Source organism: uncultured Megamonas sp., assembly GCF_958438645.1.
Taxonomy (GTDB): Bacteria; Bacillota; Negativicutes; order Selenomonadales; family Selenomonadaceae; genus Megamonas.
In genome coordinates, this window is the sequence record NZ_CAUBSM010000012.1 from 16,443 (window position 1) to 42,545 (window position 26,103).

At 31.3% G+C, this 26,103-nt stretch carries 30 protein-coding genes; 27 read left to right on the plus strand and 3 right to left on the minus strand.

The window, feature by feature from the left end; translation table 11 throughout:
- The first annotated feature begins 52 nt into the window (after positions 1 to 52).
- The 19 genes from Q5I67_RS08490 to hfq all read left to right on the plus strand — a co-directional run bounded on the left by Q5I67_RS08490 (position 53) and on the right by hfq (position 15,976).
- A complete protein-coding gene (locus tag Q5I67_RS08490) occupies positions 53 to 751 on the plus strand; it encodes an iron-sulfur cluster assembly scaffold protein (protein WP_027889577.1) in 699 nt (232 codons plus the stop codon).
- Positions 752 to 779: 28 nt separating this feature from the next.
- Positions 780 to 1,781 carry a GGGtGRT protein gene (locus tag Q5I67_RS08495; RefSeq protein WP_302487036.1) on the plus strand — a complete coding sequence of 334 codons (1,002 nt, stop codon included), beginning with the start codon at positions 780 to 782 and terminating at the stop codon, positions 1,779 to 1,781.
- A gap of 30 nt (positions 1,782 to 1,811) precedes the next feature.
- On the plus strand, positions 1,812 to 3,230 hold the full coding sequence (gene pyk / locus Q5I67_RS08500; protein WP_296898133.1) for a pyruvate kinase: 1,419 nt from the start codon (positions 1,812 to 1,814) through the stop codon (positions 3,228 to 3,230).
- A 276-nt stretch (positions 3,231 to 3,506) separates the two neighbouring features.
- The gene (locus tag Q5I67_RS08505; protein WP_296898130.1) at positions 3,507 to 3,896 is read left to right on the plus strand and encodes an Asp23/Gls24 family envelope stress response protein; all 390 of its coding nucleotides are present in this window, start codon (positions 3,507 to 3,509) and stop codon (positions 3,894 to 3,896) included.
- A 20-nt stretch (positions 3,897 to 3,916) separates the two neighbouring features.
- Positions 3,917 to 4,492 carry an alkaline shock response membrane anchor protein AmaP gene (gene amaP / locus Q5I67_RS08510; protein WP_302487037.1) on the plus strand — a complete coding sequence of 192 codons (576 nt, stop codon included), beginning with the start codon at positions 3,917 to 3,919 and terminating at the stop codon, positions 4,490 to 4,492.
- Positions 4,493 to 4,512: 20 nt separating this feature from the next.
- A complete protein-coding gene (locus Q5I67_RS08515; RefSeq protein WP_296898127.1) occupies positions 4,513 to 4,764 on the plus strand; it encodes a DUF2273 domain-containing protein in 252 nt (83 codons plus the stop codon).
- 18 nt (positions 4,765 to 4,782) lie between these two features.
- Entirely contained in the window at positions 4,783 to 5,178 is a 396-nt protein-coding gene (gene nusB / locus Q5I67_RS08520; RefSeq protein WP_296898125.1) for a transcription antitermination factor NusB, read from the plus strand.
- A 57-nt stretch (positions 5,179 to 5,235) separates the two neighbouring features.
- On the plus strand, positions 5,236 to 6,438 hold the full coding sequence (gene xseA / locus Q5I67_RS08525) for an exodeoxyribonuclease VII large subunit (RefSeq protein ID WP_302487038.1): 1,203 nt from the start codon (positions 5,236 to 5,238) through the stop codon (positions 6,436 to 6,438).
- Between the two features lie 9 nt (positions 6,439 to 6,447).
- The gene (xseB, locus tag Q5I67_RS08530; RefSeq protein WP_296898066.1) at positions 6,448 to 6,687 is read left to right on the plus strand and encodes an exodeoxyribonuclease VII small subunit; all 240 of its coding nucleotides are present in this window, start codon (positions 6,448 to 6,450) and stop codon (positions 6,685 to 6,687) included.
- Positions 6,688 to 7,566: a polyprenyl synthetase family protein gene (locus Q5I67_RS08535; RefSeq protein ID WP_302487039.1), complete on the plus strand. Its 879-nt coding sequence runs from the start codon at positions 6,688 to 6,690 to the stop codon at positions 7,564 to 7,566.
- A gap of 21 nt (positions 7,567 to 7,587) precedes the next feature.
- Positions 7,588 to 9,465 carry a 1-deoxy-D-xylulose-5-phosphate synthase gene (gene dxs / locus Q5I67_RS08540; protein WP_302487040.1) on the plus strand — a complete coding sequence of 626 codons (1,878 nt, stop codon included), beginning with the start codon at positions 7,588 to 7,590 and terminating at the stop codon, positions 9,463 to 9,465.
- 17 nt (positions 9,466 to 9,482) lie between these two features.
- Positions 9,483 to 10,292, plus strand: coding sequence for a TlyA family RNA methyltransferase (locus Q5I67_RS08545; RefSeq protein WP_302487041.1), 810 nt, complete (start codon positions 9,483 to 9,485; stop codon positions 10,290 to 10,292).
- A 14-nt stretch (positions 10,293 to 10,306) separates the two neighbouring features.
- Positions 10,307 to 11,161 (plus strand): NAD(+)/NADH kinase, encoded by an 855-nt coding sequence (locus tag Q5I67_RS08550; RefSeq protein WP_296898057.1) that lies wholly within the window; start codon positions 10,307 to 10,309, stop codon positions 11,159 to 11,161.
- A gap of 43 nt (positions 11,162 to 11,204) precedes the next feature.
- On the plus strand, positions 11,205 to 11,795 hold the full coding sequence (locus tag Q5I67_RS08555; protein ID WP_302487042.1) for a class I SAM-dependent methyltransferase: 591 nt from the start codon (positions 11,205 to 11,207) through the stop codon (positions 11,793 to 11,795).
- Entirely contained in the window at positions 11,792 to 12,244 is a 453-nt protein-coding gene (argR, locus tag Q5I67_RS08560; protein ID WP_008537864.1) for an arginine repressor, read from the plus strand. Before Q5I67_RS08555 ends, argR begins: the two co-directional genes overlap by 4 nt.
- A gap of 14 nt (positions 12,245 to 12,258) precedes the next feature.
- On the plus strand, positions 12,259 to 13,962 hold the full coding sequence (recN, locus tag Q5I67_RS08565) for a DNA repair protein RecN (protein ID WP_302487043.1): 1,704 nt from the start codon (positions 12,259 to 12,261) through the stop codon (positions 13,960 to 13,962).
- 24 nt (positions 13,963 to 13,986) lie between these two features.
- Entirely contained in the window at positions 13,987 to 14,664 is a 678-nt protein-coding gene (locus tag Q5I67_RS08570; RefSeq protein ID WP_296898049.1) for a metal-dependent hydrolase, read from the plus strand.
- 1 nt (position 14,665) lies between these two features.
- A complete protein-coding gene (gene miaA, locus Q5I67_RS08575) occupies positions 14,666 to 15,616 on the plus strand; it encodes a tRNA (adenosine(37)-N6)-dimethylallyltransferase MiaA (RefSeq protein ID WP_302487044.1) in 951 nt (316 codons plus the stop codon).
- 96 nt (positions 15,617 to 15,712) lie between these two features.
- Positions 15,713 to 15,976 carry an RNA chaperone Hfq gene (gene hfq / locus Q5I67_RS08580; protein ID WP_296898045.1) on the plus strand — a complete coding sequence of 88 codons (264 nt, stop codon included), beginning with the start codon at positions 15,713 to 15,715 and terminating at the stop codon, positions 15,974 to 15,976.
- A 64-nt stretch (positions 15,977 to 16,040) separates the two neighbouring features.
- Here the strand turns inward: hfq and Q5I67_RS08585 are convergent, their stop codons facing one another.
- The gene (locus tag Q5I67_RS08585; protein ID WP_296898042.1) at positions 16,041 to 16,919 is read right to left on the minus strand and encodes an AraC family transcriptional regulator; all 879 of its coding nucleotides are present in this window, start codon (positions 16,917 to 16,919) and stop codon (positions 16,041 to 16,043) included.
- A gap of 213 nt (positions 16,920 to 17,132) precedes the next feature.
- On the opposite strand from Q5I67_RS08585, the gene Q5I67_RS08590 reads away from it, so the two are divergent.
- The 6 genes from Q5I67_RS08590 to Q5I67_RS08615 all read left to right on the plus strand — a co-directional run bounded on the left by Q5I67_RS08590 (position 17,133) and on the right by Q5I67_RS08615 (position 23,820).
- Positions 17,133 to 18,926, plus strand: coding sequence for an L-fucose isomerase (locus Q5I67_RS08590; protein ID WP_302487045.1), 1,794 nt, complete (start codon positions 17,133 to 17,135; stop codon positions 18,924 to 18,926).
- Between the two features lie 37 nt (positions 18,927 to 18,963).
- On the plus strand, positions 18,964 to 19,647 hold the full coding sequence (locus Q5I67_RS08595; protein WP_296898034.1) for a class II aldolase/adducin family protein: 684 nt from the start codon (positions 18,964 to 18,966) through the stop codon (positions 19,645 to 19,647).
- Between the two features lie 246 nt (positions 19,648 to 19,893).
- On the plus strand, positions 19,894 to 21,369 hold the full coding sequence (locus Q5I67_RS08600; protein ID WP_302487046.1) for a rhamnulokinase family protein: 1,476 nt from the start codon (positions 19,894 to 19,896) through the stop codon (positions 21,367 to 21,369).
- Entirely contained in the window at positions 21,363 to 21,803 is a 441-nt protein-coding gene (locus Q5I67_RS08605; RefSeq protein WP_008537871.1) for an RbsD/FucU family protein, read from the plus strand. The genes Q5I67_RS08600 and Q5I67_RS08605 overlap by 7 nt, the downstream gene beginning before the upstream one ends.
- A gap of 45 nt (positions 21,804 to 21,848) precedes the next feature.
- A complete protein-coding gene (fucP, locus tag Q5I67_RS08610) occupies positions 21,849 to 23,192 on the plus strand; it encodes an L-fucose:H+ symporter permease (RefSeq protein ID WP_302487047.1) in 1,344 nt (447 codons plus the stop codon).
- Between the two features lie 31 nt (positions 23,193 to 23,223).
- The gene (locus Q5I67_RS08615; protein ID WP_296898019.1) at positions 23,224 to 23,820 is read left to right on the plus strand and encodes an AAA family ATPase; all 597 of its coding nucleotides are present in this window, start codon (positions 23,224 to 23,226) and stop codon (positions 23,818 to 23,820) included.
- 373 nt (positions 23,821 to 24,193) lie between these two features.
- Here the strand turns inward: Q5I67_RS08615 and Q5I67_RS08620 are convergent, their stop codons facing one another.
- The gene (locus Q5I67_RS08620; protein ID WP_302487048.1) at positions 24,194 to 24,319 is read right to left on the minus strand and encodes a hypothetical protein; all 126 of its coding nucleotides are present in this window, start codon (positions 24,317 to 24,319) and stop codon (positions 24,194 to 24,196) included.
- Between the two features lie 53 nt (positions 24,320 to 24,372).
- On the opposite strand from Q5I67_RS08620, the gene Q5I67_RS08625 reads away from it, so the two are divergent.
- Together Q5I67_RS08625 and Q5I67_RS08630 are read left to right on the plus strand one after the other, a co-directional pair.
- On the plus strand, positions 24,373 to 24,624 hold the full coding sequence (locus Q5I67_RS08625) for a hypothetical protein (RefSeq protein WP_302487049.1): 252 nt from the start codon (positions 24,373 to 24,375) through the stop codon (positions 24,622 to 24,624).
- A 372-nt stretch (positions 24,625 to 24,996) separates the two neighbouring features.
- Positions 24,997 to 25,158, plus strand: coding sequence for a hypothetical protein (locus Q5I67_RS08630; protein ID WP_181805626.1), 162 nt, complete (start codon positions 24,997 to 24,999; stop codon positions 25,156 to 25,158).
- Between the two features lie 238 nt (positions 25,159 to 25,396).
- Here the strand turns inward: Q5I67_RS08630 and Q5I67_RS08635 are convergent, their stop codons facing one another.
- Complete coding sequence (locus Q5I67_RS08635) at positions 25,397 to 25,663, minus strand: TIGR04076 family protein (protein ID WP_296922216.1); 267 nt, start codon at positions 25,661 to 25,663, stop codon at positions 25,397 to 25,399.
- Positions 25,664 to 26,103 lie beyond the last annotated feature (440 nt).

The following is a 26,103-nucleotide window of genomic DNA, read 5'->3' on the forward strand; positions in this document are numbered from 1 at the left end:
GATATAATGTATATCGTGTATAAAATGTATATATTAAGGAGAGGAAACAAAGATGATCTATTCACAAGAAGTGTCTAATATGACATGTGTGGCAAAAGGCATTGAAAAACATGGCCCAGCTCCAATTCCTGAAGAAGGCAAATGGGTACAGGCTAAAGAAATTAAAGATATCAGCGGTTTAACTCATGGTGTTGGCTGGTGTGCTCCTCAACAAGGTGCATGTAAATTAACTCTTAATGTTAAAGATGGCGTTATCCAAGAAGCTTTAGTAGAAACTATTGGTTGCTCCGGTATGACTCATTCCGCAGCTATGGCTTCTGAAATTCTTCCTGGTAAAACTATTCTTGAAGCATTAAACACAGACCTCGTTTGTGATGCTATTAATACTGCTATGAGAGAATTATTCCTCCAGATCGTATACGGTAGAACTCAGACTGCATTCTCCGAAGGTGGTCTTCCTATCGGTGCTGGCCTTGAAGACCTTGGTAAAGGTTTAAGAAGTCAGGTTGGTACTATGTATGGTACACTTGCAAAAGGTTCTCGTTATCTTGAACTTGCTGAAGGTTATGTAACAAGAATTGCTCTTGATGCAGAAGACCGTATCATTGGTTATGAATTCGTTCATCTCGGCAAAATGATGGAAATGATTACTAAAAAAGGTATTCCTGCACAAGAAGCTTTAGAAAAAGCAAAAGGTACTTATGGTCGTTTTGCTGAAGCTGCAAGATACGTAGATCCTCGTAAAGAATAATACAGAAAATAGGAAGGAATGAAATTAAATGGCATTGTTTGAAAGTTACGAACGTCGTATTGACAAAATTAACAAAGCTTTAGACAGCTATGGCATCTCTTCTTTAGAAGAAGCAAAAAAAATCTGTGATGATAAAGGCATAGATGTAGCTGCTATCGTTAAAGGTATTCAGCCAATTTGCTTTGAAAATGCTTGCTGGGCTTACACTGTAGGTGCAGCTATGGCTATTAAAAAAGGTGCTACAAAAGCTGTAGACGCTGCAAAAATTATTGGTGAAGGTTTACAATCTTTCTGTATTCCTGGTTCTGTTGCAGAAAACAGAAAAGTTGGTTTAGGTCATGGTAATCTTGCATCTATGCTTTTAAGTGAAGATGCAAAATGCTTTGCTTTCCTTGCTGGTCATGAATCTTTTGCTGCAGCTGAAGGTGCTATTGGTATCGCTAGAACTGCAAATAAAGTAAGAACTACTCCTTTAAAAGTTATTTTAAATGGTCTTGGTAAAGATGCAGCTCAAATTATTTCCCGTATCAATGGTTTCACATATGTTCAGACTCAATATGATTATGCAACTGGTGAAATCAAAGTAGTTAATGAAACTGCATATTCTAATGGTGAACGTGCAGCTATTAAATGTTACGGTGCAGATAGCGTTCAAGAAGGTGTTGCTATCATGCATAAAGAAGATGTTGACATCTCTATCACTGGTAACTCTACTAATCCTACCCGTTTTCAACATCCAGTAGCTGGTTGTTACAAAAAAGAATGTATCGAAAAGGGTAAAAAATATTTCTCTGTTGCTTCTGGTGGCGGTACTGGTAGAACACTTCATCCAGATAACATGGCAGCAGGTCCTGCATCTTATGGTATGACTGATACTATGGGTCGTATGCATTCTGATGCTCAGTTTGCTGGTTCTTCTTCCGTTCCTGCTCACGTTGAAATGATGGGACTTATCGGTATGGGTAATAACCCTATGGTAGGTGCTAGCGTAGCCGTAGCAGTAGCTGTTCAAGAAGCAATGAGTAAATAAAATTTTATTATTTAGGTGGGGATTTTAAAAATGTTAAAGAAAACAAAAATCGTTTGCACAATGGGTCCTAACTATGATAAAGGCGATGGCCTTTTAGAAAAAGTTATTGAAAATGGTATGAATGTTGCTCGTTTCAATTTCTCTCATGGTGACTATGCAGAACATGAAGCTCGCATTAATCAAGTAAAAGAAACTGCTAAAAAACTTGGTAAAACTGTATCTTTAATGCTTGATACAAAAGGACCTGAAATGCGTCTTGGCGATTTTGCTGAAGGTAAAGTATACCTTAAAAAAGGTAATAAATTCACTTTAACTAATGATGACATTCCAGGTGATGAAACTCATGTTTCCATCAATCATAAAAAACTTTACACAGAAGTTAAACCAGGTAATATCTTATTACTTTCTGATGGTCTTGTAGGTCTTCATGTTGATGAAATCGTAGGCAAAGACATCATTTGTACTATTTTAAATGATGGTCCTATGAGCACTCGTAAACGTGCTGCAGCTCCTGGTGTATCCCTCGGTCTTCCTGCTATTTCTGAACAGGATAGAAACGATATCATTTTCGGTATTGAACATGATATGGATTTCGTAGCAGCTTCCTTCATTCAACGTGCTGAAGACGTTGAAGCAATCCGTGCTCTTATTAAAGAACATGGTGGACACATGGAAATCATTTCTAAAATCGAATGTGTTGAAGCTGTTAAAAATATTGATGCTATCATCGCTGCTTCCGATGCTATCATGGTTGCTCGTGGTGACCTCGGTGTTGAAATGCCAGCTGAAGAAGTTCCACTTATTCAGAAAGATATCATCAGAAAATGTAACAAACTTGGTAAACCAGTTATCGTAGCTACTCAGATGCTTGAAACTATGACTTCTAACCCACGTCCAACTCGTGCAGAAGCTTCTGACGTTGCTAACGCTATCTTTGATGGTGCAGATGCAATCATGCTTTCTGGTGAATCCGCTAATGGTGATTATCCATTAGAAGCTGTTTCTACAATGAACGTTATCGCTAAACGTGTAGAACAAGCTCTTGAATACAAAGAAATCTTCGTATCCAAAGGTTTCACTCATCACAATGTTTCTACAACTGATGTTATTGCTCATGCTACAGTACAAATGGCTTATGAACTTAGTGCAGAAGCTATTATTACTCCAACTGAAAGCGGTTACACTTCTAAAGTTGTATCTAAATATCGTCCACAGGCTACAATCATTGCATATACTCCAAATGATCGTGTAGCTCGTCACTTAAATCTTCGTTGGGGCGTTGTTCCTGTTGAAGGTAAAGCTTGGGATGATGTTGATGAAATGATCGCAACAGCAACAGCTGCAGCAGTTCGTCAGGGTATCGTAAAACAGGGTGACAAAACAATCATCACTTCTGGTATGAAATTCGGTGAAGGTAATACAAGCACAATCCGTGTTCATACAATTTAATTTTTAGATTAAAATTAAATAATTAATAGAAAAGCCTTAGAGATTTTTCTCTAAGGCTTTTTGTAATAATTTTTCTAAGAATAATAAAGAAAAATTAAAAATTAAATTAAGGTAATTCTTCATGAAAATTAAGCATAAATAGTAAATTTATAGATGATTTATAATGAAAAGAGAGTAATTTCCATTAGTTGTATATTTATAAATTTTTTGTTATAATTAACTTAATAAAAAAACTAAAACAATATAGACTGCTTTAGTTTCAAAGGAGGATTTAACATGGACGAAAAAAAAGGTATTAACAATGCATTAGGTACTATTCGCATTGCGGATGAAGTAGTAAGTATTATTGCAGGTCTTGCTGCTACTGAAGTTGATGGTGTAGCAGGAATGAGCGGTGGTATCGCTGGTGGTATTGCTGAAATTTTAGGCCGCAAAAACTTTTCTAAAGGTGTAAAAGTTGAGGTTGGCGAAAAAGAAGCAGCTATTGATCTTTATATCATTGTTAAATATGGTGTGCGTATTCCAGATATAGCTTTAAATGTACAAGAAACAGTAAAATCTGCTATTGAAAATATGACAGGTCTTAATACTGTAGAAGTTAATGTTCATGTTCAGGGTGTAGGTTTTCCTGAAGATGCAAAAACAGAAGAAGCACGCGTTCGCTAAGTATAAGAAAGAGGAGTAGTATGAGCGTTATAAATCGTATCATCCTGTTCTTTTACGCTTTGGCATTTGGTGCAGTTTCTATATTGACTATAGTTTTATTTGCTAGATTTATTCCAGATGCTCAGATTTGGAATGAGTTTTTGTATTTGTGTAGCCGTATGGAAACTGTGGTGGTTGCAATAGTCATTTTTATTTGTAGTCTATATTTATTAATACAGAGTTTATCTACACATAGTAATGATGTATCAACAAATGAGGCTGTAATTGTGCAAGGAAAAATGGGAGAAGTTCATATTTCCTTAATGGCACTAAAAGATATGGCTGATAAGATTGCCCGTTCTATTACAGGAGTCCGTGATGTTAAAGTAAGATTAAAAATGACTAAGGCACCAACCAAAGATAAAACTTTAATACCAAACTTTAAGCTAAAATTAATTGTTGGCGAAGAAAATAACATTGTATCAATTAGTGATGAAATAAAAAAACAACTTGATATATATTTAAAAGAATATATAGGTATTGAAGAAGCTAAAATTGATATTAATGTAGAAAGTATATCAAATAATTCTACTAACAATAAAAAGCGTGTTGTATGAGGTTTTAGCTGAGGTGCACAATGAAAGAAGATATTTTAAATTTTATCAAATATCAATTACATGAGCATTGTGGTAGGACTATTGGTATTATCTTAGGATTTGTAATTTCATTATCTATACTTATATTTGGTTTATTTACTACATTGTTTGTAATAATTTGTATGGGAATAGGCTTTTATGTGGGTAATTTAATAGATAAAGATGATGATTTTTCTGATAATATCTTATATAAAATTCAAAAAATCTTACCACCCTATTCACGTCGTTGGTAAAAGGAGCTAGTTTTTTATATGAGTCGCAGACAAGCGAGAGAAATCGCATTACAGTCATTATTTCAATTAGATTTTAATGAATGTGAAGTAGATAGTGCTATTGAAAATGCATTATCACATAAAAAACTTCATGGAGCTGATTGTGATTTTGTAAGAATATTAGTTAATGGTACTAGAGAAAATTTAGAGTCTATTGATAAAATGATAGCGGAAAAGTCTAAAGACTGGAAAATCGAGCGTATGTCAGGTATTGATAGAAATATCGTTCGTCTAGCTATATTTGAAATGAAATTCAGTTCAGATAAACTGGTGCCTAATATAGCAATCAATGAAGCTGTCGAATTAGCCAAAAAATTCGGTACAGATGATTCTGCCCGTTTTGTTAATGGTATTTTGGGCTCAATGATTAAATAACAATGTTTATTTGCCAGGCTAGTTACAGCCTGGCATTTTTATTTATATGAGGATATAATGGCAGAAAAAATTTATACAGTAAGTCAATTAAATAAATATTTAAAGCAACAATTTGAAGATGATGTTATTTTACAAAACATTATGTTAAAAGGAGAAATATCTAACTTTAAGGTACATTCTTCGGGACATTGTTATTTCACTTTAAAAGATAATTCAGCTAGTATAAAATGTGTGGCATTTCGTTTTAATGCTATGAAATTTCGTTTTGCTCCTCAAAATGGAATGAAAGTCATAGCAAATGGATATATATCGATTTATGAAAAAGATGGATTATATCAATTATATGTGCAAAAATTATCTCCAGAAGGTATCGGTGAGCTTGCACTAGCGTTTGAACAACTAAAGAATAAATTAAATGGTGAAGGTTTATTCGATAAAAATCATAAAAAAGAATTGCCTTTTTATCCAAAAAGAATAGGTGTTGTAACGTCAAGAACAGGGGCAGTTATTAAAGATATTTGCCATGTAGCTAGAAGAAGAAATCCATTAGTAAAAATTTTATTGTATTCAGTATTAGTACAAGGTGAAAATGCTAGTAAAGAAATTGTACAAGGCATTAAGTTTTTTAATGAAAAATGTCCTGTAGATGTTATCATCATCGGGCGTGGTGGTGGTTCACTTGAAGATTTATGGGCATTTAATGAAGAAATTGTAGTAAGAGAAATTTTTGCATCGAAAATACCAATTATTTCAGCAGTAGGGCATGAGACGGATTATACATTGTCAGATTTTGTAAGCGATGTAAGAGCGGCAACACCTTCTCAAGCTGCAGAATTGGCTGTAGTAGAAAAAGATGCATTAGTGAACTATATTGAAAGTCTAAAGAGAGATTGTAGAAATAAAGCGTATAATCTTTTTTTGATTAAACAAAATAAATTTAAATTATTATTAAAGCATAGTATTTTTAGTGATAAAGAACGATTGTTACAAAATAGACAACAAGAATTAGATTTATTGATTGAACGATTAAATAAAATTGTAAAAGATAAATATATAGATAAAGAACATCAGATAGAACTTCTTATAGAAAAAATGAAAGTATTAAATCCTTTAAACGTGTTACAAAGAGGTTTTAGTATTACAAAACAAGAAGATAAATATGTAAAAAGTATACATGATATAGATATTAATAAGCCATTAAATATAGAGATTAATGATGGTAAAATTCAAGCTAAAATTATAGAAATACAGGAAAAATGAGGTTTTCTCATGGCTAGAAAAAAAATAACATTTGAAAATGCTATGGAAACTCTTGAAGAAATTGTTAATCAATTGGAAGCAGGAGATATTCCGTTAAATGAATTAATAGATAAATATAATGAAGGTATGAAATTATCGAATTTTTGTTTAGATGAACTAAATAAAGCAAAAGATGCTATATATACAGAAGTTGATATAAAAGATAATAAAATAACTGAAAAAAAGCTGAATGTAGAAGGTGATTATTAAATGATGAAAGCTTATATGCAAAGAAAGATAGATTTGATAAATCAACAATTAACAGAAATTTACACAGAAAATATGGCACTTAATAAGGATTTAGCTAAAGCTATGAATTATAGTTTAATGGCTGGCGGAAAGAGACTTCGTCCTATTTTAATAATGGCGGCAGCTGATGCTTTAGGTGTTGATGGAGAAAAATTTTTAAGATTAGCTACTTCAATAGAATTTATTCATACGTATTCATTGATACATGATGATTTGCCTGCTATGGATAATGATGATTATCGTCGAGGAAAGCTTACTAATCATAAAGTTTTCGGTGAAGCTTTAGCTATTTTAGCTGGTGATGCACTTCTCACTATGGCTTTTGAAATAATTGCTACAGATAAAAATGTAGATGCAGATACAAAAGTTAAAATTATCGCAGAAATGAGTAAGGCTGCTGGTGCTGAAGGTATGGTTGGTGGACAAGTCATAGATATGCAATCAGAAAATAAACAAATTGATATGCAGACTTTAAAACAAATGCATGCAGCTAAAACAGGTGCATTATTTTGTGCTGCTATTCGTTCTGGAGCTATTTTAGCTGGTGCTAATGATGTACAATTAGCTAATTTGACAGAGTATGCCCGTCAATTTGGATTGGCTTTCCAAATTACTGATGATATGTTAGATGTCGTTGGCGATGAAAAAACTATAGGTAAACCTGTAGGCAGTGATGAAAAAAATCATAAATCTACGTATGTAACTTTAGGTTCATTAGAAAGTGCAAAAGCTTTGGCACAAGAAGCTGTAAATAAAGCAAAAGTTGCTTTAGAAGGCTTTGGTGAAAATGCAGAATTTTTAAGAGCTTTAGTAGATTATTTGATTACTAGAAACAAATAAACTAAAGAAAGTGTGTTATATATGAATATTTTAGAGCAGATACATTCTCCAGCAGAGCTAAAATATTTGACCGAGACTCAATTAGAAATTGTAGCTACACAGATTAGAGACGTGATAATAAAAACTGTAGCTAAAAATGGTGGACATTTAGCTCCATGTCTTGGAACGGTAGAACTTACTTTAGCCTTACATAAAGTATTTTCTTGTCCTAGAGATAAATTTGTTTGGGATGTTGGTCATCAAGCTTATGCACATAAAATATTAACAGGTAGATTAGAAAAGTTTTCTACATTGCGTAAAAAAAATGGAATAACAGGTTTTCCAAATCGTTTTGAAAGTGAATATGATGCTTTTGGTGTAGGTCATGCTAGTACATCAATTTCAGCAGCTTTGGGAATGGCGGTTGCACGTGATTTAAATGGTGAAGATTATAATGTAATTGCCATCATTGGTGATGGTGCTTTAACTGGTGGAGAAGCTTTTGAAGGATTGAATAATGCAGGCATTTCGAAGCGTAAATTGATTGTAATTTTAAATGATAATGAAATGTCTATTTCACAAAATGTAGGTGCATTGTCTGAATATTTATCACTTATTCGCATTGATGGGAAATATAAACGTGCTAAAAAGGATATTCAACGATTTTTAGGCAATATACCTAAAATAGGTGAATCTGTATTAAAAACAGCTAATTATGTAAAAGATGGTGTAAAAAATGCCATTGTTCCTGGTGGTATTTTTGAAGCTTTAGGTTTTAACTATATCGGTCCACTTAATGGACATAATTTAACAGATTTAATCAATGTATTTGAAAAAGTGAAATCAAATATTGATGGGCCTGTACTTATTCATATACAAACAAAAAAGGGGCATGGTTATTTGCCAGCAGAAAATAATCCAGCCAAATTCCATGGTATTGGTAAATTTGATGTATTGACAGGAGAAGTGATTGCTTCAAATAGTATTGTGCCTACGTATACAGCAGTTTTTAGTCAAGCTTTAGTGGATTTAGCCGCCAAAAATAAAGAAATAACCGCTATAACAGCAGCTATGCCGTCAGGTACAGGGCTACAAAAATTTGCTAATATATATCCTAATAGATTTTTTGATGTAGGTATAGCAGAAGAACATGCTGTAACTTTTGCTGGCGGTCAAGCTTGCATCGGTAAACGACCATTTGTAGCATTGTATTCAACATTTGCACAACGTGCTTATGATCAAATGATTCATGATATATGTTTGCAAAAATTACCAGTAGTATTTTGTTTAGATAGAGCAGGACTTGTTGGTGAAGATGGGCCAACACATCATGGTGTATTTGATATAGCTTATATGAGACAAATGCCTAATATGATAGTCATGGCACCAAAAGATGAAAACGAACTTCGTCAAATGGTATTTAGTAGTGTAAATTATAATTGTCCTTGTAGCATACGTTACCCACGAGGCAATGCCTGCGGTGTTCCAGTTAAAGAAGAAACAGAGATTTTACCTTTAGGCAAAGGTGAAATTTTACAAGATAATGAAAATGCTACCGTAGCAATAATAGCTGTTGGTTCAATGGTAAAAGAAGCCATGATCGCTAGTGAAAAATTATCATTAGAAAACATAAATTGCAATGTTATTAATGCTCGCTTTATAAAACCACTTGATGAAGATTTGATTTTATCCATGGCTGAAAAAGTAAATTATATCGTAACTATTGAAGAAGGTATTTTAGCTGGCGGTTTTGGCAGTGCAATTTTAGAATTATTAAATGCACATAAAATTTATAAACCAGTAATTCGTATGGGTATACAAGACGAATTTATAGAACAAGGTACACGCAGTGAATTATTATCTGAATGTAAGTTAACAAGTGAAGATATAGTACAAGTAATAAAAGATTTTAAAGAATAGAAATAGGTGTGAATTCAATGGCAAAAAAACGTTTAGATGTGATGTTGACAGAACAAAATTTAGTATCTAGTCGAGAACGTGCTAAAACAACTATAATGGCTGGATTGGTATTGGTTAATGGCCAAAAAATAGATAAACCAGGTACCATGGTAAAAGAAGATGCTGTACTTCGTGTTTTAGGAGATAGTATAGGTTATGTAAGTCGCGGTGGATTAAAATTAGCCAAAGCAATTAAAGAATTTAATTTGGATTTAACAGATTTAGTTGTAGCTGATATCGGTGCATCTACTGGCGGATTTACAGATTGTTCTTTGCAAAATGGGGCGAAAAAAGTTTTTGCTATAGATGTAGGATATGGTCAATTAGCATGGTCCTTGCGTACAGATGAACGCGTAGTAAATATGGAAAGAACAAATATTCGCTATGTTACTCCAGAAGATATAGGCGAACCTATAAATTTTGCCTCAATTGATGTAGCATTTATTTCATTGGACAAAGTTTTACCTGTAGCTAAAACATTACTTAGCGATGATGGAAAAATTGTAGCATTGATTAAACCGCAATTTGAAGCTGGAAAAGAAAAAGTTGGTAAAAAAGGAGTCGTTCGCGAACCAAGTGTGCATGAAGAAGTAATCAAAAAAATCGTAGATTTAAGTACACAATTAGGTTTTGTACCTAGAGAATTGACATATTCTCCAGTAAAAGGGCCAGAAGGAAATATTGAATATCTTATTTTATTAGATTTGGATAAACAGCATCAAAGTAATATTGATGATAATTTAATAAAAAATGTTGTACAAAAGGCCCATGCACAATTAGATAAATAGGAGGATAATATTTCATGAAAATAGCTATTTATCCTAATGTAACTAAATCTGGAGCTGGCGAAATTTTAGAGAGAATAATAAAATTTGCTAATCAGTATAATATTGAACTATTATTACCACCAAAAGAAGGTAAATTTTTCTATCATGAAGAATTGATTAGTCAAAACTTGGAAAACGAATACATTGATATGGCTATCAGTATTGGCGGAGATGGTACATTATTAGGTCTTTGTAGAACTTTAGCTAAAAATGGTACACCCGTTTGTGGTATAAATATTGGTCATTTAGGATTTTTAGCAGATATTGAACCAGGCGAAATTGAAGCTAAATTAACAAAAATAATCAATAGACAATACAAAATAGAAGAACGATTAATGTTATCTGCTTATATAAAACGACAAGATAAGTTAAATTATATAGGCAGTGCAGTAAATGATGTCGTTGTGAGTAAATGTGGCGTATCCCGTATGTTACATTTTGGTGTGGCCATCAATGATTATATGGTGACGAATTATAAAGCTGATGGATTGATAATATCTACACCTACTGGTTCTACTGCATATTCTTTATCAGCAGGTGGCCCAATTGTAAATCCAAAAGTAAAAGGTATAATTTTAACGCCAATATGTCCTCATTCTTGTTTTATTCGTCCTATGGTAATCGATGAAAGTGAAAAAGTAACATTGAATATTATTAATATTATCAGTATGACAAAGAGAAGTGTAAATCTGACATTGGATGGTCAAGAAAGTGTCGATATTGAGCCTGATGATGAAATTATCATTGAAAAAGCCAAATTTCCAGCACAAATAGTTAGATTTGAAGATAAAAATTTTTATCAGACATTTATGAATAAATTATGTCTATAAATTTAAATTTTTATTTTAAAATAATATAAAAGAGGAATTTTCGATGCAAAAGCTTAGTAATTCGATACAATTAGCACATTGCCTATTAAAAGATAGATTAGTTGAAGCTAATATAATAGTTGATGCTACAGCTGGCAATGGCAATGATACATTATTCTTAGCTCAAAATGCAAAATCAAAAGCTAAATTATATGCTTTTGATATACAAGAACAAGCAATATTGAATACTAAAAAATTATTAATTGAAAATAAAAATAATATAAATTTACCTTTAGAAAATATAAAATTCATACATGATTCTCATGAAAATATTAATAATTATATACAGGCAAAAATAGATGTAGCTATTTTCAATCTGGGATATTTACCAGGTGGAGATCACGAATTTACGACTAAAAATGATACAACATTAAAGACCATAGATAAAATATTAAATGTTTTAAATATAAATGGCTATATTGCAATTGTTATGTATCCAGGTCATGAAGAAGGTTTAAAGGAATATCAGGCTATAAAACTATTTGTAAAAGACTTGCCTAAAAAAGCTTTTACAGTAGGTTGGTATAAAATGATAAATCATAATTTAAATGCTCCAGCATTATGTTGGATTGAGAAAGTTGGTGAATATGCATGAAAGCTACACGACATGCAAGAATTAAGGAGATTATTGAACATTCTGTTATTGAAACACAAGAAGAGTTAGCTAATGCTTTGCGAGAACAGCATATAGTAGTAACACAGGCTACTGTTTCTCGTGATATCAAAGAATTAATGCTAATAAAAGTTCCAACAGGTGATGGAAGATATCGATATGCTTATCCAACAGATAAGGAATTGATGTATTCCAAAAATCGTTTATTAAATTTATTTAGAGATTCTGTAGTTGGTTTAAACTTCAGTGAAAATATCATTGTGGTAAAAACACTTCCAGGTGCAGCTAATGCAGTGGCTTCTACTTTAGATTATGCTAAATGGCCTGAAATTATAGGTACAGTAGCTGGTGATGATAATATTTTTATAGTAGTAAAACCTATATCTGCTGTGGAAGATATAATGAAAAGATTACAGGATATGCTTAATTAATTTGGAGGATATTCATGTTAAAGACACTATCAATTTGGAATTTTGCCCTAATTGAGCATGTACAAATAGATTTTAATAAAGGTCTTAATATTCTTACTGGTGAAACAGGTGCTGGTAAATCTATTTTACTAGGTGCTTTAGGTATGGTCATTGGACGACGTACAAATATTGATGTTATTCGCAGTAATTGTGAATACATGCGAGTAGAAGCTGTTTTTACTTTAGATAATGATGTAGTTAAAAATTTTTTGACAGAATATAATATTTTAGTTGAAGATGATATTTTAATTATAACAAGACAGATAAATACAAACGGTAAAAATAGTGTACAAATCAATAATTGTCATACGACAATGGCTATATTACGTCAGTTAGGCGAATTGCTTGTAGATATACATGGTCAACATGCTAATCAAGCATTATTAAAGCCTTTAAAACAGTTATCGCTTATTGATACTTATGGCGATAATAAAATTTTAGAACAAAAGCAAAAGTATTTAAAAGAATATTATCAATGGTTACAATTAAAACAAAAATTAGCTGATAATAAAATAAATACACAAGAGATGGCTCAACGATTAGATATGTTAAAATGGCAAATCAATGAAATTGAAAATGCTAAATTGACTTTAGGTGAAGATGAAAAATTAGAGTCTGAAATAAAAATCTTAGCTAATGCAGAAAAGATATCATTATTAACGCAAGATGCGTATAATTTACTTTATGAAGGTGAAAATGGTAAATTTTCCGTATTGAGTTCATTGAGTCAAGTTCGTAAAGATTTAGAAAATCTATCTCAATATGATGAAAATATGGCTAAAGTTCATCAAATATTGGATGAAGCTTATTTCCAAATACAAGATAGTGCTGATGAAATTCGTAATTATGGTGAAAGTATAGATTACAGTCCTCAAAAATTAGATATGATGCAATCTCGTATGAATGATATTGATAAATTGCGAAAAAAATATGGCGATACTATTGAAGATATATTAAATTATCTGGCTAAAGCTAAGGATGAATTAACTTATATCGAAAATTATGACGATAATATCGCAAAATTGGAACAAGAATTATCTTTATTAAGCGAAAAAGTACATCAAGAGGCTGTAGCTCTGCATGAAATACGTTATGAAAGTGCAAAAGCATTAGAGTGTGCTATTATGAATGAATTGACATCGTTATCTATGGCTGATGCTAAATTAGTAATAAATTTAAATATGAATGATAATTTTACTGAAAATGGTGCCGATGAAGTAGAAATATTATTTTCAGCTAATTTGGGTGAAGACTTAAAGTCATTGCAGAAAATAGTTTCTGGCGGTGAATTATCACGTATTGCTTTAGCATTGAAGACAATTACAGCTCAAAAAGACGATATTGATTTAATGGTATTTGATGAAGTGGATACAGGTGTTGGCGGTAAAACCGCTCAAATGATGGCTGAAAAAATAGCTCGCATATCATTATATAGACAAGTAATTTGTATAACTCATTTACCGCAGATTGCAGCTATGGCAGATGCTCATTTTTATATAAAAAAAGAAACAAAAGATAATAAAACTTTTACTATTATTGATGAACTTGACTATGATGCTAAAATAGCTGAAATTGCAAGAATGTCATCTGGTATAAACTTTACACAAGCTTCTCTTGATAATGCTCAAGAAATGTTGGCTAATGCTAAAAAAAGAAAAGAAGCATTAATTTTCTTTTAAAATAAATTATAGAAGGTGATTTAAATGATTAAATTTAAATATTATGGACATGCTTGTTTTTTATTAGAAACAGAAAATGAAAAATTATTATTCGATCCATTTTTAACAGGAAATCCATTAGCAAGTATTTCTGCTGATGAAGTAGAATGTGATTATATTTTGTTGACTCATGCTCATGGCGACCATTATGGTGATGCTACACAGATTGCTCAAAGAACTGGAGCTAAAGTTATCTCTACACCGGAAGTTTTGACTAAATTGCCAGAAGACTATACTAATGTTCATGGTATGAATTTAGGTGGTTCATTTAAATTCCCATTTGGTGTAGTAACAGCAGTATTAGCTTTGCATAGTGCAGGTGTTGCTGGGGGAACACCTTGTGGTTTTGTAATTAAATTTAATGATAATACTGTAGTATATTTTGCTGGAGATACTGCTTTATTCAGTGATATGGCTCTTATTGGTGAAAAACAACAGATTGATTATGCTATTTTACCAATTGGCAGTAATTATACAATGGATGCTCAAGACGCAGCAAAAGCAGCTCAATTATTAAAAGCAAAACATGCAATTCCTGTTCACTATAATACTTGGCCTGTTATTGCTGAAAATCCTGAAGCATTTAAATCTTATACAGAAAGTATTTCACATTGTACTGTAGATATAGTACCAGTTGGCTCATCTTTGGATTTAGTAAAATAAGATGGAGAAATCAAAATTAATCGTTATTCTAGGGCCAACTGCTGTAGGAAAAACAAAGCTTAGCATAGATTTAGCTCAAAAGTTATCCACAGAAATAATCTCTGGCGATAGTATGCTAGTATATAAGGGTTTTGATATAGGTACTGCAAAGCCGACAATTGAGGAAATGAATGGTGTAAAACATCATATTATTGACATTTTAGAACCATGGGAAAATTTCAATGTAAGTGATTTTCATGATAAAGTAAAACCTTTGATCAAACAGATAAATGATGAAGGGAACATTCCTATTTTAGCTGGCGGTACAGGATTATATGTAAAGTCTTTACTTGAAGGTTATATTTTTAATGAAACTTCTGGTGACGTTGAATATAGACATCATTTAGAGCAATTGGCAGATGAGCATGGAAGAGAATATGTTTATAAAATGTTGCAAGAGGTAGATCCTCAAACAGCTCAAAGATTGCATATCAATAATTTTAATCGTATTATTCGTGCTTTAGAAGTCTATCATTTAGGTAAAGAACAAATATCGCAAAAAAATCACTATGAATTAACAGGGAAATTGGTTTATGATGCGTATATTGTAGGCTTAAAACGCAGTCGTCAAAATTTATATGATAGAATTAATCAACGTGTAGATATTATGATGGATAATGGCTTTATAGATGAAGTAAAATCATTGTTGCAAAATGGAGCTGAGATAGACTGGCAATCAATGAAAGGTATTGGTTATCGAGAAATAGCTAATTATTTAAATGGCAATATCGATCTAAATACTGCTGTTTATGAAATGAAGAAAGCTACTCGTCATTTTGCAAAGCGTCAATTTACATGGTATAAGAAAATGCCATATATTTCTTGGTATGATGTTGAACAATTAGATGAAGATGATTTATTGTCTAAAGTATTAAAAGATTGTTTAATACATTTTAATATGGAGACTGTATGAATTGACATATAATTTTGTTTTTATGATAATAAAATTATTATAAATAACTAATTTAGTTGAGTAAACGAAGTATATTTTAATTGGAGGACTCTTAAGATGCCAAATAAAACAATAAATTTACAAGATGTATTTTTAAATCAAGTGAGAAAAGAAAATGTAGGAGTTATTATCCATTTAACAAATGGCTTCCAATTACGTGGAAATGTAAAAGGTTTTGATAATTTTACAGTTATCTTAGATTCTGCTGGAAAACAGATGATGGTATATAAACATGCTATTTCTACTATTAGCCCTTTACAACCATTGAAAAATTCTTTTCAAGATAATAAAAAAACAGAAACTCCTAGTGAACAACAATAATAATTTTATTGATTAAAAAGGCTCTTATTAACTTTTAAATATAAGGTTAATAAGAGCCTTTTTGTTATTTTTTTGTCATTTCAAAATAAGATTTCATATATTTATTGGGAGTAGTATTTTTATATTTACGAAATGTTTTTATAAAGTAAGATAAATCATTAAAACCACAGCTATATGCTATATCTGTGATTGATAAATCCCTTTCATTAACTAATTTAGTGCAAGCACATTCAATTCGATAATAATTTAAGTAAGCTATAGGTGTTTTGTTCGTCATACTTTGAAAAAATCGACAGAAATATTTTGGTGATAAACCAGAAGTATTGGCTAAATCTTCCAAAGTAAGCGGTTGATTATAAGAGGTTGCAATTAAATGAAATGCTTTTTTTAATTTATGAATATTTTTTTGGTTACTACTTATAAAATTTGTAAAGGATTTAGTATATAATTTGTATTTTAAAATTAATCCTAAAAAATTAAATAAACCACCTAATACAATGTATTCATAACCAAATAGCTTGTTTTTTAAAGCATCAAATATAGTCCATATAGCTTGATGTATATCAGGATATTTATTATCAAAATAATTATTTACAATAAGATGATGATCAAAGAAGTTTTGAAGAATATTTTGATCACCTATATTCGTTTCAAATAATTTTTTATCAAAAACCATACATTCATATATAGTATTTTCTAAAAAAGCTTTTCCACCATGAACGCAACCATCTGTGATGAAAATTATATCTCCTGCACTAGCCGTATATTCATTTTCGTCTATAGAAATTACAATTTTACCTTCTAATACGCGAATTATTTCATATTGAATATGCCAATGATATGGCATATTGTAGCGTGGATGATGATTAGTTACATAGTGATATTCTACAGGAAATGAAAAATTACCGCGTTCTCTTTGTTCATTATAACTATCGCGTTTCATAATTGTTCTCCTAATAAATAAAATTTTATATTATTATTATACTTATATTTCTAAAAATGTAAAGTTTCATACAATTTTTAAAAAGTGAATATTGTTATATTTTTAGTGATAATATAACAAGTATTATTAATATTTAATTGCTATAATTTAATCATCAAGTGAACAACAAACAAAAAGATATATACAAAAAGATTTCTTAGGAGGAATTTTATAATGGCAACAAATAGATTAATTGGAGATTATCCTGTAATTGGTATCCGCCCTACAATTGATGGACGTAGAGGCGTTTTAAAAGTTAGAGAATCTTTAGAAGAACAAACTATGGGCATGGCAAAAGCTGCTGCTAAATTATTTACAGAAAACCTCAAATATTCTAACGGTGAACCTGTAAAAGTAGTTATTGCTGATACAACAATCGGTCGTGCACCTGAAAGTGCTGCTTGTGCAGAAAAATTTAAAAAAGAAGGCGTAGATATTACTTTAACAGTAACTCCTTGTTGGTGTTATGGTTCTGAAACAATGGATATGGATCCAAAAACAATCAAAGGTGTTTGGGGCTTCAATGGTACTGAACGTCCTGGTGCTGTATATCTTGCTTCTGTACTTGCAAGCCATGCACAAAAAGGTCTTCCAGCTTTTGGTATCTATGGACATGATGTTCAAAATGCAGATGCTACAGAAATTCCAGAAGATGTTCAAGAAAAACTTTTAAGATTTGGTCGTGCAGCTGTAGCTGTTGCTACAATGAGAGGTAAATCTTACTTACAGATTGGTTCTATTTGTATGGGTATCGCAGGTTCTATCATTAGTCCAGAATTTTTTGAAGAATATCTTGGCATGAGAGTTGAATCCGTAGATGAAGTTGAAATTATCCGTCGTATGACAGAAGGTATTTATGACCATGCAGAATTTGAAAAAGCTTTAAAATGGACTAAAGAAAACTGCAAACAAGGCTTTGACAAAAACCCAGATTTCTGCCGTAAAACTGACGCTGAAAAAGAAGAAGCTTGGGAATTTGTTGTAAAAATGATGTGTATCATTAAAGACCTCTATAATGGTAATAAAAACTTACCAGAAGGTTGCGAAGAAGAACAATTAGGTCACAATGCAATTGCTGGTGGTTTCCAAGGTCAAAGACAGTGGACAGATTTCTATCCAAACTGCGACTTCCCAGAAGCAATGATGAACTCTTCTTTTGACTGGAATGGTGCAAGAGAACCATATGTACTTGCTACAGAAAATGATACATTAAACGGTGTTGGTATGCTCTTTGGTAAATTATTAACAAATACTGCACAGATCTTCGCTGATGTTAGAACATACTGGAGCCCTGAAGCAGTTAAACAGGCTACTGGTTATGAATTAGAAGGCGTTGCTAAAGAATCCAAAGGATTTATTCACTTAATCAACTCCGGTGCTGCTTGTATCGATGCTTGTGGTGAAGCAAAAGATGAAAATGGTAATGGCGTAATTAAACCATTCTGGGAAATGACTGAAAAAGACCAAAAAGCTTGCCTTGATGCAACTGAATGGTGCCCTGCTGATAATGGTTACTTTAGAGGTGGCGGATTTAGCTCTCGTTTCTTAACAAATAGTGAAATGCCTGTAACTATGGTTCGTTTAAATCTTGTAAAAGGCTTAGGTCCTGTATTACAGATTGCAGAAGGTTGGACTGTAAAATTACCAGATGAAGTATCTGATAAACTCTGGAAACGTACTGACTACACTTGGCCTTGCACTTGGTTCGCTCCACGTTTAACTGGTGAAGGTGCATTCAAATCTGCTTATGATGTAATGAATAACTGGGGTGCAAATCACGGTGCTATCAGCTATGGTCATATCGGTGCAGACCTCATTACATTATGCTCTATGCTCAGAATTCCTGTATGCATGCATAACGTTCCTGAAGATAAAATCTTCCGTCCTGCTGCTTGGAATGCTTTCGGTATGGATAAAGAAGGTCAAGACTATAGAGCTTGCAAAAACTATGGTCCTTTATATAAATAATTAGAATATAATATAGATTAATTGGAGGAGCTTGTTTATGGCTTATGAAGAAATAAAAGATCAAATATGCGATATTTGTCATAAAATGTGGCAATTAGGTTGGGTTGCTGCTAATGATGGTAATATAACTGTAAAATTAGATGATGGCACATTCCTTGCTACACCAACAGGAATTAGTAAAAGTTTCATCACTCCTGAAAAATTAGTACGTATCAATGTTCAAGGTGAAATTTTAGAAGCAAATGAAGGTTATAGACCATCTTCTGAAATCAAAATGCATTTGCGTTGCTATGCTGATCGTGAAGATGTAGGTGCAGTGCTTCATGCACATCCCCCAACAGCTACTGGTTTTGCTGTAGCTCATGTACCTTTAGATAGATATGATATGATTGAAACAGTAGTAGCATTAGGTTCTATTCCTATCACCCCTTATGGAACACCTTCTACTTACGAGGTACCTGAAGCTATTGCACCTTACATTCAAGAACATGATGCTGTATTATTAGAAAATCACGGTGCATTGACTGTTGGTTCTAATTTGGTGGAAGCTTATTATAAAATGGAAACATTAGAATTGTTTGCTAAAATCAACTTAAATGCTTATCTTTTAGGTGGACCAAAAGAAATTTCTCGTGAAAATATTGATAAACTCATCAACTTACGCAGCTACTATGGCGTAAAAGGCAGACACCCAGGTTATAAACATTATAAAGAAGACTAATTTTTATAGAATAGCCCAATATATACTATTGGGCTATTTTTTTATGAAAAATAAAATTAAAGATATAGGTAGTAAATTTTTAAATTTATTTTTGTTGTCAGTTTATTTTGTTTTATGATTTTATATAAAATTTTCAAATTATTTATTAAATGTGAATATAGTTCTATTTTTAGTGATAATATAACAAGATTTAATAATTATGTGTTGATATAATAAGGTTAAAAGTTAACAATGAGGAGTGAGAATATGGGAAAGGACGTTAAGGTATTAGCTTTAGACTTTGGTGCATCTAGTGGTAGAGCTATTATAGGAACTTTTGATGGCAAAAAAATTTCATTAAAAGAGATACATCGCTTTACAAATGATCCTGTAATATTATTAGATACTATGTATTGGGACGTATTAAGATTATTTCATGATATAAAAACTGGTTTAATAAAAGCAAAACAAGAGGGTGAAATAAAAAGTCTAGGTATAGATACATGGGGCGTTGATTTTGGTCTTTTAAATAAAGATGGCAAACTTTTAGAAAATCCTGTTCATTATAGAGATGCTAGAACAAAAGGTATGATGGATAAAGTTTTTGCTAAATTGGATAAAGATACTATTTATAGCATTACTGGTAATCAGTTCATGGAATTAAATACTCTTTTTCAATTGATGGCTATAAAAGAAAATCAACCAGAATTATTAGAAAAAGCTGATACTTTATTACTGATGCCGGATTTATTAAATTATTTCTTATCTAATGAGAAATGTACAGAATATACAATAGCTTCTACAACTCAGTTATTAGATGCAAAAAATAAAAAGTGGTCTTCAGAAATTATTGAAAATTTGGATTTACCAAAAAATATATTCACTAAAATTGTTCAACCAGGAACGAAGATTGGTAAGTTGAGCAAACAAATTAGTGAAGAGTTAGGTATAAATGAAATAGATATAATTGCTGTAGCAGGACATGATACTCAATCAGCTATGGTGGCAGTGCCAACTCAAGAAGATGATTTTATATTCTTATCTTGTGGTACATGGTCCTTATTAGGAACAGAATTGAAAACACCAATAATTAATGAAACTTCTGCAAGTTTGAATATTACTAATGAAGGCGGAGCAGATAATAAAACTTCTTTCTTAAAAAATATCATAGGACTATGGCTCATTCAAGAAAGTCGCCGTCAATGGATTAGAGAAGGTAAAGAATATGGTTTTGGTGGACTTGAACAGATGGCTAGTAAAGTGGGCATGATAAATTCCTTTATTGATACAGATAATGAAGAATTTGTTCCAGCAGGTAATATTCCAAAACGAATTCAAGAATATTGCAAACGCACAGGCCAATATGTTCCTCAAAATGAAGCAGAAATTGTTCGCTGTATTGATCAGAGCTTAGCTGTTAAATACAGATTTGCTTTAGAACAGATTGAAATAGCTACTGGCAAAAAATATGATACATTAAACATCATTGGTGGCGGTATCCAAAGTAAACTATTATGTCAATTAACAGCTAACGTTTGTGGTAGAAAAGTAGTAGCAGGGCCTGTAGAAGCTACAGTAATGGGAAATATTGCACTGCAATTAATGGCATTAGGTGAAATAAAAGATATTAAAGAAGCACGCAAGATAATTGCTAATTCTGAAAATGTTACTGTTTATGAACCTCAAAAAGATGAAAATTGGGACGAAATATATAAAAATATTAAGGAGAATTTGTTATGTTAAAAAATATTCCTAAAATATTATCACCTGAATTATTAAAAGTACTTTGTGAAATGGGTCATAGCGATAGAATTGTTATTGCTGATGGAAATTTCCCAGCAGAGTCTATGGGTAAAAATGCAATAGTAATCAGATGTGATGGACATGGTGTACCTGAATTATTAGATGCAATTTTAAAAGTTTTTCCATTAGATATTTATGTTGATAAACCTGTTAATCTCATGGAAGTAATGCCAGGTGATACAGTAGAAACACCTATTTGGGACACTTACAAAGAAATCGTAGCTAAACATGATGAACGTGGAGCAAATGCCATCGGTAATATTGAAAGATTTGCTTTCTACGAAGAAGCCAAAACAGCTTATGCTATTATCGCTACAAGTGAAAAGGCTCTTTACGCTAATATCATGCTACAAAAAGGTGTTGTAGTGGATTAATTATGTGATTTTGTTCGTGTATAAATATTTAAGAGAGGTTTTATCATGGAAAATAACGCAAATACATTAAGTCAAAAGAATATTGCGAATAATAGCAATAGTATACCAGTAGTTCCTGCTCAATATAGAATATATTTTTTCTTATTAGTATCTTGTTTTGCTCTTTGGGGTTTATTAAACAATATGACTGATAACTTGGTTCCTTCATTTGCTAAGATCTTTATGATTAAAGCTGTTGATTCTTCTTTAGTACAGGTAGCTTTTTATGGTGCATATGCTGTACTTGCTATGCCAGCAGCATTTATCATTAAAAAATATTCCTATCGTGTTGGCGTTTTAGTTGGTCTTGGTTTTTATATGATAGGAGCATTTGGTTATATTCCAGCTGCTATTTTGCAAAGTTACAATTTATTCTTAGTATCTATTTTTATCTTAGCTGGTGGTTTATCTGTATTAGAAACAACATGTAATCCATTTGTATTATCCTTAGGTGCTCAAGAAACAAGCGTTCGCAGATTGAATTTTGCTCAAGCATTCAATCCTGTAGGTTCAATGGCTGGATTATTCTTAGCAAAATATATTATCTTAGCAAACTTGAATCCTGCTGATTTAGATGATAGATTAGCTATGTCTCCTGCTGAACTTTCCGCTATCAGAGATACAGAACTTTTCTGGGTATGTGTTCCTTATGTTGGATTAATCTTAATCGCATTTATTATTTGGGTTATTTTCTTTAGAAGTAAATTAAATGATAAGGATGGTCGTGTAGCAATGACTGTTCCTCAAGCATTTGGTAAATTATTACAAAATCCTCGTTACTATTGGGGTGTTATCACTCAGTTCTTTTATGTAGGTGTACAAATCGCAGTTTGGACATGGACTATTAAATATATTATGGCTACAAAAAATATCATTGAAGCTGATGCTGTTAATTACTATATCTATGCAATGGTATTATTTATCGCTTGCAGATGGCTTTGCACATATTTGATGAAATATTTTGTTCCTGCAAAAATGATGGCAGTCTTCGCTTTAGCTGGTATTTTATGTTGCTTCGGTACAATTTACTTACCAACATCTGTATCTGTATATTGCTTAATTGCAATTTCTGGTTGCATGAGCTTAATGTTCCCAACAATTTATGGTATTGCTCTTCGTGGTCTCGGTGCTGAAGTAAAATTTGGTGCAGCAGGTTTAATCATGGCTATCTTAGGTGGTGCAATAATCACTCCTATCATGGGTTGGTTAGTTGACTCTAGTGCATTAAGCTTCATGGTTAGTGGTTTCTCCGCAGCCGAAGCAGCTATTAGAACAGCATTTTATTTACCTGTAGTATGTTTTGCAGTGGTTTTAGGATATTCTTTAGCTTTCCGCAAAGTAAATGATTAATTAATAAATAATTTTGAAAGAAGGTCTTCTTGTGAAAAATAATGTTATAGCAATTAGTCGTCAATATGGTAGTGGCGGTCGTGAACTCGCAAATATTTTAGCTAGAAAATTAAATTATAAGTTATATGATAGACAAATCGTGCATATGGCTGCTGCTCAATTAGGTATTAGTGGTATGAGTGAAAAAGACTTAAAAGAATTAGAAGATAATGTGCCACCACTTTCTTTGAAATTTATGCCATTCTATATTTTTGGTATGAGTGGTGCTAAACCAATGAACCATAAAATGTTTGAACAAGAATCTGAAATTATTCGTCGTTTGGCTAAAGATGGTAATTGCATTATTCTTGGTAGATGTGCAGATGCTGTTTTACAAGGCAATGAAAATGTATGTTCTGTATTTGTTTGTGCGAATGATGAATATCGTGAAGAACGCGGTAGAACAGTATATGATGGAAAATCTGTTATTGAATTAAATCAAGAAGATGCTAAAAGAGCTGAGTATTATGCTTATTATACAGGCAAAGAATGGGGAAATCCTAAAAATTATGATTTAAGTGTTAATACTAGCCATAAATCCCTTGAAGATATTGCAGATATCATTATTGAATATATCAATAAAGAATAAATAAATCCCCCAATTAAAAAAGATAGGCAGAAATATTTCTGTCTATCTTTTTTTCTCTATAAAAAAATAAAGCTTCTACAATGACGATCAGTAGAAGCAAGTATTTTAGGGATTAATGTAGTTTGTTACTATTATATTTTTCTAGTTCAATTATATAAGGATAATCATTATTTTGTCAATATATAATTAAGTTAGATGGCTATACTTTTTATTAATAATGAATTGTCAATCCAAGTGCGACAATTCTTTTTGGTCTACTATTTAATAATATTAATTTTTTTATTAAATCATCATTAGATATTTTTCCTAAATCTGTTTTCTTTGGATAATATTCTCTTAATAACCCATTTGAATTTTCGTTGCTACCTCTTAGTCATGCTGTATAAGCATCTGCAAAATATACTTTTATATTTAATTTTTCTACTTCTTTGTAACATGCAAATTCTTTTCTTCTATCTGTTGTAAATGTTTTTAATGCCTTTTTTGGTAGTACTTTCACTAACTTTTTTATTGCTTTTAGCATTGATGGGACTGTTCTATTTTTTATTTTTATTGCCATATAAACTTTCTATAAATGTTGCTAAACAAGCCTTAGATTTTCCACTACTAGATACTATGGTATCTAGCTCCCAGTGTCCAAAAATTCTTCTACTTTTTACATCTTTTGGTCTAAAGGATAATGGAAAAATAAAAAATGTGCTTAATGATAGGTTGAATTATTTATTAAGTTCGTATTCCAATCCAATGATGTCTGCTAGTGAATTTTTAGAAAAGTTTATAGCACAGTATATGACGTATTTATAAAAGGATTTTGTGTTTTATATTGCAAAAATCACAAGATATGCTATACTAATTATAGAAACAGTGAAGTTCATTATAATGCACAAAACCCTTAGGAAGTGGTAGTTCCTAAGGGTTTTTACATTATTGCGCTAATGCTAGAGCGTTAGGATAGTTACTCAAAAAAGTGCTTATCTATCCATTTGTAAATGAAGTAAGAGATTACATTTACCATAATAAGCACAACAATATCAGTGAAGTTCATTATATGCACCTCCTCTCTGTTACCAGATTGGAGTTGAGTAACGAAAATAGTATAACATAAATTTATTAGTTAAGCACCTAAGAAGGTGCTTTTTTGTACCCATTTTTAAGATATTCAGAAAGGAAAATACAATGAATAAACGATTAGAAGAAATTTTACAAAGAAAAGAAGAAATTCGTTCTTTATTAGCTGATGAAACAAATAAAAATTTAAATTTTGATGAGCTCGAAAAAGAAGTTAGAGACTTGACGAAGAAGAAAAAGAAATCTCTACAACTACTAGTGAATGGGTAAGAGCTAGAAATACAGGATTTCTAGCTTTTATAGATAGTGCTAATAATAAAATTCTTGATGAAATTGAAAAATCTATAAAAAAATAACTTATTACTACAAAGTAATAAGTTATGCGGTGCCATTTTAGTGTCATATAAGTGCCATAAAAAATATATTAATACATTAATAAAAAAATAGTCAATTTATATAATGTGTGTAATATTAAGCATTTTTATTTAATGAAAATAAAATATATAAATTAAATATCTTCCTTTTCTATTCTAAAAACGTTTATGGTGTCTACGTCTGGGCAACAAAATACAGCTGTGCCTTCTGGTTGATTAGGTATAGAACCACCATATCTTAAGATATCAATATAAGGAAATGCTACATGCATCGCCATAGGGCATAATTTACCACGTTGTGTATCAAAATCAAAGCTATCACCTATTTTATGACCGCGATGACAACCGCAAGGTCCTTTTCTATCGATTAATGTTATTTTTATTTTAGGGCGTTTTGCCATAATAATCACCTCGTAAATATTTTATCATATTTGTTTATTATATAAAATATTACCTCTGTTTTTATATAGATATATTCTATATAATACATAAAATTATTATATGTTTAAAATCGATAATAATTAAATTCTAATAACTATTATTTAAACATAATTTTTATGTTTTAGATAAACATATTAATTAAATAATAATTATTAATAAATCAAAAGTAAAATATACAGAAAATTAAATATATTGTTAATGGATTTTATTTGTTATTATTTACTAATCATATAAATTGATGATATAATTAAATTAACTTCCTATTTCATAAAAAATAGGAAGTTGATTTAAAGGAAAAGCTTGTTTTTGAAAAAATAAATTCATCATATATAAAAATTTTATTTAAAATCGATTTTAAGAGGTTTTATTTTCTTTTACATACATTTATATTAAAACGAAA